This is a genomic window from Paenibacillus timonensis (genome assembly GCF_022427145.1).
GTDB classification, from domain to species: domain Bacteria; phylum Bacillota; class Bacilli; order Paenibacillales; family Paenibacillaceae; genus Fontibacillus; species Fontibacillus timonensis.
Genome location: NZ_JAKSXN010000100.1, coordinates 1 through 10030 on the forward strand (window position 1 = coordinate 1; position 10030 = coordinate 10030).

Annotated in this window: 14 protein-coding genes and 2 riboswitches; of the genes, 6 read left to right on the top strand and 8 right to left on the bottom strand. The window is 57.6% G+C overall.

The features are described 5' to 3' along the window. Positions 1–9: 9 nt before the first annotated feature. The 5 genes from MJ257_RS23680 to MJ257_RS23700 form a co-directional block, all read right to left on the bottom strand. Entirely contained in the window at positions 10–594 is a 585-nt protein-coding gene (locus MJ257_RS23680) for a chymotrypsin family serine protease (protein ID WP_240271613.1), read from the bottom strand. Positions 595–704: 110 nt separating this feature from the next. Then, complete coding sequence (locus MJ257_RS23685; protein WP_240271614.1) at positions 705–1025, bottom strand: hypothetical protein; 321 nt, start codon at positions 1023–1025, stop codon at positions 705–707. 132 nt (positions 1026–1157) lie between these two features. Then, a complete protein-coding gene (crcB, locus tag MJ257_RS23690) occupies positions 1158–1526 on the bottom strand; it encodes a fluoride efflux transporter CrcB (RefSeq protein WP_240271615.1) in 369 nt (122 codons plus the stop codon). Beyond that, on the bottom strand, positions 1523–1912 hold the full coding sequence (locus tag MJ257_RS23695; protein ID WP_240271616.1) for a fluoride efflux transporter FluC: 390 nt from the start codon (positions 1910–1912) through the stop codon (positions 1523–1525). The genes crcB and MJ257_RS23695 overlap by 4 nt, the downstream gene beginning before the upstream one ends. A 40-nt stretch (positions 1913–1952) precedes the next feature. After that, positions 1953–2014: riboswitch (Fluoride riboswitch) on the bottom strand. 44 nt (positions 2015–2058) lie between these two features. Then, positions 2059–2472, bottom strand: coding sequence for a DUF4183 domain-containing protein (locus tag MJ257_RS23700; protein WP_240271618.1), 414 nt, complete (start codon positions 2470–2472; stop codon positions 2059–2061). A gap of 366 nt (positions 2473–2838) precedes the next feature. Here MJ257_RS23700 and MJ257_RS23705 point away from each other — a divergent pair, with 366 nt between their 5' ends. The 3 genes from MJ257_RS23705 to MJ257_RS23715 all read left to right on the top strand — a co-directional run bounded on the left by MJ257_RS23705 (position 2839) and on the right by MJ257_RS23715 (position 5304). Then, the gene (locus MJ257_RS23705; RefSeq protein ID WP_240271619.1) at positions 2839–3852 is read left to right on the top strand and encodes a DUF4183 domain-containing protein; all 1014 of its coding nucleotides are present in this window, start codon (positions 2839–2841) and stop codon (positions 3850–3852) included. 93 nt (positions 3853–3945) lie between these two features. Beyond that, positions 3946–4362, top strand: a complete 417-nt coding sequence (gene fosB, locus MJ257_RS23710; RefSeq protein WP_240271620.1) for a metallothiol transferase FosB — start codon at positions 3946–3948, stop codon at positions 4360–4362. Positions 4363–4419: 57 nt separating this feature from the next. Beyond that, positions 4420–5304: a radical SAM/SPASM domain-containing protein gene (locus MJ257_RS23715; protein ID WP_240271621.1), complete on the top strand. Its 885-nt coding sequence runs from the start codon at positions 4420–4422 to the stop codon at positions 5302–5304. Positions 5305–5580: 276 nt separating this feature from the next. Here MJ257_RS23715 and MJ257_RS23720 read toward each other — a convergent pair whose 3' ends face one another. The 3 genes from MJ257_RS23720 to namA all read right to left on the bottom strand — a co-directional run bounded on the left by MJ257_RS23720 (position 5581) and on the right by namA (position 8284). Then, positions 5581–6417: a 1,4-dihydroxy-6-naphtoate synthase gene (locus tag MJ257_RS23720; RefSeq protein WP_240271623.1), complete on the bottom strand. Its 837-nt coding sequence runs from the start codon at positions 6415–6417 to the stop codon at positions 5581–5583. Further along, positions 6414–7094 (bottom strand): futalosine hydrolase, encoded by a 681-nt coding sequence (locus MJ257_RS23725; RefSeq protein ID WP_240271625.1) that lies wholly within the window; start codon positions 7092–7094, stop codon positions 6414–6416. The genes MJ257_RS23720 and MJ257_RS23725 overlap by 4 nt, the downstream gene beginning before the upstream one ends. A gap of 179 nt (positions 7095–7273) precedes the next feature. After that, on the bottom strand, positions 7274–8284 hold the full coding sequence (gene namA / locus MJ257_RS23730) for an NADPH dehydrogenase NamA (RefSeq protein WP_240271627.1): 1011 nt from the start codon (positions 8282–8284) through the stop codon (positions 7274–7276). Positions 8285–8462: 178 nt separating this feature from the next. After that, positions 8463–8573: riboswitch (guanidine-I (ykkC/yxkD leader) on the top strand. Positions 8574–8632: 59 nt separating this feature from the next. Between namA and MJ257_RS23735 the strand changes: the two genes are divergently transcribed. The 3 genes from MJ257_RS23735 (at position 8633) to MJ257_RS23745 (ending at position 9989) form a co-directional block, all read left to right on the top strand. Then, positions 8633–8974, top strand: a complete 342-nt coding sequence (locus tag MJ257_RS23735) for a DMT family transporter (protein WP_240271628.1) — start codon at positions 8633–8635, stop codon at positions 8972–8974. Positions 8975–8977: 3 nt separating this feature from the next. Then, on the top strand, positions 8978–9295 hold the full coding sequence (locus MJ257_RS23740; protein ID WP_240271629.1) for a DMT family transporter: 318 nt from the start codon (positions 8978–8980) through the stop codon (positions 9293–9295). Between the two features lie 97 nt (positions 9296–9392). Continuing rightward, a complete protein-coding gene (locus tag MJ257_RS23745) occupies positions 9393–9989 on the top strand; it encodes a nitroreductase family protein (RefSeq protein ID WP_240271631.1) in 597 nt (198 codons plus the stop codon). Positions 9990–10030 lie beyond the last annotated feature (41 nt).

Genomic DNA, 10030 nt, shown 5'->3' on the forward strand with positions numbered 1-10030 from the left:
TTTTTTTGATTAAACGCGCCGCCGGAGAGGACGAGGCGATGCCGGGATCGGACGCAGAGCTTTGACTAGTTTGGCGGGAAGCGGCCGGATGCACATATATTTGCCGTTTTTGCCTCTTTGGGGCCGAAGCAGCCGACCTTTAGCCGGTTTAGCCACGCGGGCGCCGAATACCTGCATAAACCATTCAATGGGATAAGAGATGGACAGCATTCCGTTCTCCGATCCGGCAAAATTGACCGCAGCCGCGAGATTGCCTTTCCTCGTCAGCCAAACGGAACCGGAATCGCCTTCCAAGGAGACCGGACGTTTGCCGCGGATGACGCTTTGATCCTTGAAGGTGATCGTCCCTAAATTGCCGTAATCCCCGTAATCGACCTGAACGTCGGTATGAATCGATTCCACCGTACCGTTCACGACCCCTGTCGTGCGGCCGACCTTCTTGAGCCGGTCCCCGACTTTATAGCAGCGGACATGGCCGGGAACGATGCCGAAGACCGCGTAAGCCGGTTTCAGTAAAGAGCGTCTTAAAGGTTTGGCGGTGGCGGCATCCAGATAATTCGGACGTTTACGACTCAGCTTGGTGACGCGTTCCAACTGACCGATCCGGTCTTTGGCGATAGTGCCCCCATCGGCGCCGCCGGGCTGGAGCGTCGCTGAGAAGCGCGCGGTATTGTTATCGGCGAGGACGTGGTTGTTGCTCAGGATCAGGCGGCTGCACCCGTTAACATCACTGCTGACGATGAGGCCGGCCGGATTCGGCGGGTGAACCTGCCGCTTCGTTTGCAGAAGCGGGGGGAACGGACGATGCGAAACGGCACGCCGGCCCGGGGCTTCAGGTAACGAGGCAAAGCCGTGGTGCGCTTTGATTTTGCTTTTTTTTTGGAGGCGGCGGTGGTTGAAAGGGCATCGGCATATACGATGATCGCCGCTCCCCGTTTGGGGCGTTTGGGGTCCCGCAGGCCAACGCCTACGCCATGGACTCCGTTCTGCTTCAGCATGTTTCCGGCAATACGCTGTTTCAGCAAATAAGCTTTACGAAAACTGGCCAAAAGAAATCACCTTTTCTCGCTTGTTCGCGGATTTGCTGTATTGTATGCAAACGCCGGTACGCTTGATCGCCATAAGGGCGTTTGCCTCCCCATGGGGCGGCTTCCCTCCTATGAAACGAGCCAGCCGCCTAACCAAGCGAAAACCACGCCAAGCAACGCCGAGGTAAGGATATAAACGGCAGCTTGGATTTTATAACCTTTGCTAATTAGCGTCACCGTTTCGTAACCAAAGGTAGAGAAAGTTGTATACGCACCGCAGAATCCGGTCCCGAGCATCAACCAGCTCCAGTCAGGCAGGGAGTGCCGAGCATGCAGTCCGGCTAGGACGCCAAGCAGCAGGGAACCGCTGAGATTAATGATCCAGGTTCCCCAAGGGAATGATGATCCGCTGCGGGTCGTCCGGGATGAAACCCATTGTCCCAAAAAATAACGCAGGAGCGTGCCGATGATTCCGCCAAGTCCAATGAGGCCGATCATACGGGTTCACCTGCCTTAGGAGACCGCATTTTTTGGCCCAAAGACACCCCGGCCCAAGCCATCAGCAAACCGCCGATCAAGCTGGCCAGGAAATAGGCGAGCGCTACAGCAACATGTCCGGTATGTATGGCGTCAACGGTTTGCACCGTGAAGGTGGAGAACGTCGTGAACGCACCGGTAAAACCCGTACCTGCGCCAATACGCACGCTAGGGGGGAGCTTCCGGATAGTGGCGATGGTAAACAGCCAGCCGAGAAACAGGCATCCGGCCCAATTGATGATCAGGATCGGAAGGGGGAAAGCTCCGGCTGCCGGAATCCAGAGGGAAAGCCCATAACGAAGGAGCGTCCCAAGTAAGCCGCCAAGGATTAAAGCAAGGATGTTCAATGCAATCAACCTCCTGAAAATAGACAGACTCCTACCAGAAACTCTGGTAGGAGTCATCAGCTCGATCGAGCGGTTCAGGCGAACTCCATCGCCTTGTTGCGTTGGCACCATTTTATGCGATGGGAGGACAGCTCGTCAATATGCGATTACGTGATGATCGTGATCGTTGGCGCGGAAATCGTGGGCTGTGTCGTAATTGTCGATGCGACGCCTCCAAAGTTACCGACTTCTAGCTGGATAGGGATACCGGCCGTCAGGTCAACGGTATCCAGTACCAGGCTGGCTGTTGACAAAGTCGACAACGAGGCCTGCTGAATGACGCCGTTGATATACACGTTAAAGTAATCGCTGCCGGTGAGCGCCGGCAAATCCGTAATCGCGGCATCGGCGTCGTCCACGAAACTTGCCGCCGGAATGGTCGTATCGGTAGCTCCGATCATTCCCGCCGTCAAAGTGGCAAAGTAACGGGTGACCGTTGGCGTCACCGTTGTCGTGATCGCGCCTCCGGAGGATACCGGGGCCGAAGCCACCGCTGTAATAACGGGTTTAATGACAGGCATAATAAATCCACCTCCTAATCTTTGATGGTATCGAAAGATTCGATACAACACATCTAATGTCGCGAATGCGTTAATAGAAACGGCGTAACGCCTCCGTTGAACATGGAATTTAAGGGATGGGCTTCGAGAGATTTGCCCATGCGTTCCGGGCTGGCCGATCATAAGATACGAAAGTAAGGTCGGGAGGAACCTAGGTCAGCCAGGGGGAAGAAGCAGATGGGAATGGGAAATGGCGTGTTACGCGGAAAGATCCGCGTTCGTAAACGGCAAGCTTCGGCCATAAGGAAAAAGAAATGCGTAGCAAGAGGACGCCGACGGCGCAGGAAGGGAAGGGTATCCCCTCTGCGGAGGCAGCTCCGGCGAGCGGTGCGGCAGCTGGAGCGATATCGCCAGGAGCTGCGGCGGATCGAGCGCCTGGAGCGCGTGGAGGGACCTGTGACGGCCCCGGCTTGGGGGGCGGCGTTACCGGCCGAAACGCGCGGAGCGACCGGGCCGTTGGGGCCCGCGGGCCCACGAGGCGAGCCGGGAGCGGCCGGGCCAGTGGGGCCGGTGGGCTCGCAAGGCGAGCCGGGAGCGACCGGGCCGTTGGGGCTCGTGGGCCCACGAGGCGAGCCGGGAGCGATCGGGCCAGTGGGGCCGGTGGGCCCGCAAGGCGAGCCGGGAGCGACCGGGCCAGCGGGGCTGGTGGGCCCACGAGGCGAGCCGGGAGCGGTCGGGCCAGTGGGGCCGGTGGGCCCGCAAGGCGAGCCGGGAGCGATCGGGCCAGCGGGTCCGGCAGGGCCGCAAGGGGAGCCGGGGGCGACCGGGCCAGCGGGGCCCGAGGGACCTCAAGGGCTGCCGGGGGCGACCGGACCAGCGGGGCCAGCAGGGCCGCAAGGGGAGCCGGGGGCGATCGGGCCAGCGGGGCTGGTGGGCCCGCAAGGCGAGCCGGGATCGACCGGGCCAGCGGGGCCAGCAGGGCCGCAAGGCGGGCCGGGGGCGACCGGACCAGCGGGTCCGGCAGGGCCGCAAGGGGAGCCGGGGGCGACCGGGCCAGCGGGGCCCGAGGGACCTCAAGCGCCGCCGGGACCGCCGGTAGGCGAAATCCTTGTCACCTCCGCCGTGTTTCGCTACTTTTATGCGCCGCCTGCCGATCTGACCGGGACAGTTAACATACCCGCCGATCAATTTACGGATGACGAGGGGAACACGCCTTTGGCTTTTGACGGGACCGGCGCAGGCTCTTATACCAACATATTCATCAACGGCATGCCGCAGGAAGGCAGGCTGTACACGCTGGAGCCGGAGGCTTTGACGTTGGAGCTTGGTCAGGATATGATAGGGGCAGGCACGCCGATCATCGTGGAAAACGTGCGGATTACCGCCCAAGCCACGGCTTGAACGCGGAAGGCGTGAAGCGAACAAAAAAAGCTTTTCGTGACAGGGCGCTCCGCCTTGTCACGTTCATTTTGGCAGAGTAGAGGGGAGTTTCGGATGAAAGTTAACGGCATTAATCACTTCTGTTTTTCCGTATCCGACTTGGATCGGTCCATGGCGTTTTATGAGCAGGTCTTTGGAGCGACTCCCCTAGTCAAAGGCCGAAAGCTGGCCTATTTCGATTTGGACGGGCTGTGGATCGCCTTGAATCAGGAAGAGGTTCCCCGTGACAAGCAGCACGGTACCTATACGCACATCGCTTTTACGATTGATGAGGGAGATTTCGAGGCTTTTTTGAACCGTCTTCGGGAATTGAACGTCGAAGTGCGGCCGGGACGTGAAAGAGATCTTCGGGATAAGAAGTCGATTTATTTTCTGGATCCGGACGGGCATATGTTCGAATTCCACACGGGCACTTTAAGGGACCGGCTGGATTACTATAAAGCGGACAAGGACCACATGATCTTTTACTGAACGCGATTAATTGATAGAATAGGACATAAACTAAAAATTTTAACGAAGTAGGTCAACATGAAAAAGTTCAAAAAGTTCTATATCGAAACGACCAGTATCTGCAACCTGGCCTGCAGTTTCTGCCCGCCGACCCATCGTCAGGCGCAGTTTATTAAAATCGAGGATTTCCGCAAGATCCTGGACGATATCAAACCGCATACGGACTATATTTATTTTCACGTAAAGGGCGAGCCGCTGCTGCATCCCAAGATCGACCAGTTGCTCGACATCAGCCACGAAAAAGGATTCAAAGTCAACATCACGACCAACGGGACGCTGCTTCCCAAAATGCGTCATAAGCTGCTCGGCAAGCCGGCGCTGCGTCAGATGAATTTCTCGCTGCACAGCTTTGACGGACATGAAGGTTCGACCGACCGGGAAGGTTATTTGAGAAACGTGTTGTCCTTCGTTCGTGAGGCGGTAGCTTCGTCCGATCTGATCGTCTCGTTCCGCTTGTGGAATTTGACCCGGGACAATGAGACGAACCTGCAGCGCATGCGGAACCGGGCAACCCTGGAGATCATTGAACAGGAATTCAACCTTGATTACCGTATCGAGGAAAAGGTCGTGCCCGGCAGCGGCGTCAAGTTAGCCGAGCGCATTTATTTGAACCAGGATCATGAATTCGAGTGGCCGGATTTACGGGCTCCGGAAGACGATGGAAAGGGCTTCTGCCATGCGCTCCGCAACCAGGCCGGAATTCTCGTGGACGGCACGGTCATTCCTTGCTGTCTGGATGGGGAAGGCGTTATTAATCTGGGGAACGTGTATCAAACGCCATTCTCGGAGATTGTGGAAGGAAAGCGGGCGAACCGCTTGTACGAAGGTTTTTCCCGGCGCGAAGCCGTAGAGGAGCTATGCCGGAAGTGCGGGTATCGCAAACGGTTCGGCGGCGGGGCGTAAGGTTGGACCAACCAAAGAAGGAGCCGAGATCGGCTCCTTCTTTGGTTACTCTGGATTAACTCCAGTTAAGGTGAAAGGGTAACGCTATTTGCGCTAAATTCAGATTTCGTCGAAAAATAGAGTGATGAAATCATCCTATTGGCCCGGAAAAGGGTGGATTTCAATAGAAATCTAGCAAATAAGGTGATGAAACATCGCTATATTGCGCATAAGTCAGCCGAATCCATAAATAGCGTTACTTAATCACGCTATTCCTGAAGGGCAGGAACTTCATGCTTACCAACTTGCTCTCAGTTTGGCCGGATCGATCATCGGCACCAAACCTTCGGCAGCCGCCCGATCCAGCAGGCCGCGAATCGCCGCGTAGCCGTCGTCGCCTAAGTCCGCCGTGTACGGGTTAACGTACAATCCGATATGCGCCTGGGTGACTTCCGGCGACATTTCCTGCGCATGGCTCATGACATAATCGGCTGAAGCGTCCGGATGTGCCCAGGCGTATTCCACGGATTCCCGTGTCCATCGGGCAATCGACGCAAGATCCAGTGAACGGCGGGCAATGATGGCGCCTAGGGGGATCGGCAAGCCCGTGTCGGACTCCCACCAGTTCCCCAGGTCTTGCAGCAGGTTCAGTCCGTAGTTCTGATACGTGAAGCGGGCTTCGTGGATCACCAGGCCAGCATCGAGATCGCCGCGCTTGACGGCCGGCATGATCTCGTCGAAAGGCATGACCACGATCTCGCCGACGCCGCCGGGCACGTGCTTAGCCGCCCACAGCCGGAAGAGCAAATAGGCGGTGGAACGCTCGCTTGGGACCGCGACGCGGCGACCCGACAAGTCGGAAGGCGAGGCCGAGTCCGCCGTTAATACCAATGGTCCGCACCCACGGCCCAGCGCTCCGCCGCACGGAAGAAGCGCGTACTCGTCCAGTACCCAAGGCAGGGCAGCATAGGAGATTTTCAGCACCTCAGGTCCGGTGCCGGACGCCGCCCACCCGTTCGTGATATCAATATCCGCATAGGTGACCTCCAGCTCAGGAGCACCCGGGATCAAGCCATGAACCCAGGCGTGAAATACAAAGGTATCGTTAGGGCAGGGGGAGAAAGCGATTTTCATGATTGCAGCACCTCCGGTAGTTTAGCGCAGGCTTGTTCCAAAGCCTGCAGGGCATCGCCGATCTTCCACAATTCCCGCTGTCGCGGGCCCACAGCGTTGGAGATGGCGCGCAGCTCCAGCACGGGAACGCCGAATTGGCGGGCAGCTTCGGCAACGCCGAAGCCTTCCATCGCTTCGGCGCCGGCTCCGGGATAACGCTCGGTCAGCGAGCGTGCGGTTTCCGCCGTGCCTGTGACGGTGGATAACGTCAGGATCGGGCCATAGTGGACCGGCAGCCCGGCCTCCCGCAGCGCCGCCGTCCAGCGGACCGCCAGCTCGTCCGCCACGACGATTCGGGACGAGCCGAAGCCGAGCTCGTCCACCCCGGCGAAGCCGTCCGGCGTCTCTGCGCCAAGATCGGCGGCGATGATTTCGCTCGCGACCACAAGCGAGCCGACGCCGGCGACCTCGGCGAATCCGCCGCCGATCCCGGCGCTGACGACGAGGCTGTACGCGCCGCCTTCGGTTTGGCCGGCACGGGCGAGCGCGGTTGCCGTTGCCGCTGCCGCCGAAGCCGGACCGACGCCGGCCAACTGCACATCGGCGCGCTCGTATCCGCCGAGACCGCGCAGGACGGCCTGTTGCTCGGCTTCCACCGCCGTCATGATCAGAATTTTGGGATGAGGACGATTACTCATATATCAAGAACAACTCCTTGGTCCGTGGACAAATTCACTCTTCAAATTATAAAACTCTGTTGAAGGAAAACCAAGTCAGGTTTTGACAATGACCGGCCATAAAGAGCCGCAGCGTGACCGGCAAGCAAAAGGACCCGCGTTCGCAAAACGCGAAAACGGGTCCAAACGCCAGTCATCTATTAGGCTCTTTGGTACTGAACCGGGCGCTCCAACGTCGTACGCAGTGTTTGTGCGGCATCGAATGCCCAATAAGGGTTGCGCAGCAGCTCGCGGCCCAGAAGCACCAGATCCGCCCGTCCGTTGCCGAGGATTTCTTCCGCATGGGTCGGATCGTTGATCAGGCCGACGGCACCAGTGGCGATTTCCGCCTGGCGGCGGATTTGTTCGGACAGGTTCACTTGGTATCCCGGAAACGCGTGAATTTGCGCCGGAATCAGCCCGCCAGAGCTGCAATCGATCAAATCGACGCCTTGCGCATTCATGCGGCGGGCATAATCGATGTACTGTTCCAGGGAATTGCCCTCTGAATCATATTCGTTCGCGGATATCCGTACGAACAGCGGGCCGGTCCAAACCGAATTTACCGCCTCGATGACTTCGCTCAGCAGCCGGTAACGGCCGTCGGCGGTTCCGCCATATTCGTCCTCCCGATGGTTGGTCAGCGGCGAAAGGAATTCGTTCAGCAAATAGCCATGGGCTCCATGGATTTCAATGACGTCAAAACCGGCCTCTTTCGCACGTCGTGCCCCGTCGCGGAAGCCCTCGACGATACGCCGGATATCCCCGGCGTCGGCGGCCTTCGGCGTTTTCTTCTCCGGGAACGGAATCGCAGACGGCGCGATAATCGTTTCCTCGAGCTCCGCTTTCCGTCCGGCATGGGCCAGTTGGATGCCGATTTTGGCGCCGTTGCGGTGCGCAAGGTCGACGAGCTCCTTCAGTCCAGCCACGTGCTCGTCGCTCCAAATGCCGAGATCTCTATACGTGATCCGGCCTTCCGGCACGACGGCCGTCGCTTCGACAAGGATCAAGCCGACGCCGCCGACGGCGCGGGACGCGTAATGGACCCGGTGCCAATCGTCGATTTTTCCGTCCCGGTTGGGGGAAGAATATTGGCACATGGGGGACATGACAATGCGGTTTTTCAACGTTACCTGTTTGATCGTATACGGGGTAAATAGTTGGGCGCTCATCTCGCTCACTCCTTATCTGGCTTTACATCATGGATGAAATAACCTAAGACAATATCCATGTTAGTCGATCGGATTTCAACTTACAAGTACGCACAAATTTGTTGTATAGTATAGTTTTTTATACCTAGAAGCATCGGCTCTTCTTGACCCCGCACCGGGAATCGGTTAAGATAGCTATCGAATCGTTGCCTAGGGTTCCGCGGCGGATGAAACTGCCGGACTGGTCCAAGAGGGAACGCGCGGCAGCCGAAAAGTGCCGTGGACACGGAGGGACAAAAGCCCGGGAGATATCGCTTTTTGATATCTTTCGGGCTTTATTTTTTTTCATGAAGGAGTGGGTTATGCAGCATGAAGCGCGATTGGGGATTCGTCGGCGTTGCCGGCCTATTTGAGATCGGATGGGTGATCGGCTTGAAACATGCCGGGGATGTGCCGAGCTGGGGAGGGACGGTAGTCTGTATCGTGATGAGCATGTACCTGCTGATTCTGTCCGGACGCCGGCTACCGATCGGCACGGTCTATGCCGTGTTTACGGGGATCGGCACCGCCGGAACGGTGATTGCGGAAATGGCGCTGTTTGGGGAACCCTTCCGCTGGACCAAGCTGCTGCTTATTATGCTGCTGCTTGTTGGCGTCATCGGCCTGAAGCTGGTGACCGACGGAGAGACGCGGACGGAAGGGGAGGCTTAGGCGATGGATTGGATTCTGCTTGTAGTGGCCGGATTTGGCGAAGTGCTGGGCGTGATCGGGATTAACAAAATCAACGCCCGAAAGAGCATGGGAGCATATGCCTGGATGGCCGGCGGTTTTCTGCTGAGCTTCTTGTTCCTGACCTTGGCGATGCGAACCATCTCCATGGGGACGGCTTATGCGGTGTGGACGGGAATCGGCACGGCAGGGAGCGCCGTTGCCGGGATGATCCTTTACGGGGAATCCCGCGAGTGGCGGCGATTGCTGTGCATTGCATTGATATTAGGGGCAGCGATGGGATTAAAGCTAATTAGCGAGTAAATGGAAGCGGCTCCGGGGCTGTTTGGTTTTTCGTCCGTTGGGACACATTAAGAGAGGTTCCATTCACATTAATCCAGAAACGGAGCGAACAGAACAAATGAGCGATTTTTGGAATGCCGTCAAAACGAGAAGAAGCATATATGCCATAGGCAAAGACCTTCCGATTGCTGAAGACCGGGTCGAGGAGATCGTGAAAAACGCGGTGCTTTACTCGCCATCCTCCTTTAACTCCCAAAGCGCCAGAGCTGTCGTATTGTTCGGAGAACAACATGATAGACTATGGGACCTCACGAAAGAGACGCTGCGCAAAGTCGTTCCGGCGGACAGCTTCGGCCCGACGGAAGAGAAGATGGCTTCCTTCCGCAGCGGCCGGGGCACCGTGTTGTTCTTTGAGGATAAGACGGTGATCGAAGGGCTTCAGAAGCAATTCGCCCTTTACGCCGACAACTTCCCGGTCTGGGCGGAGCAATCCAACGGCATCCTGCAGTATGTGGTTTGGACGGCCCTGGCAGATGAAGGCGTAGGCGCGTCCCTGCAGCATTATAATCCGTTAATCGATGATGAGGTACGGAAGGAATGGGGCGTCCCGGAAACCTGGAAGCTGATCGCGCAGATGCCGTTCGGCAAGATCGAAGCTCCGGCGGGCGACAAGGAGTTTGCGCCGATCGACAGCCGGATGAAGGTGTTCAAATAGAACAAAGCGTTTGGCCCAACGGCCAAACGCTTTTTTTTGTT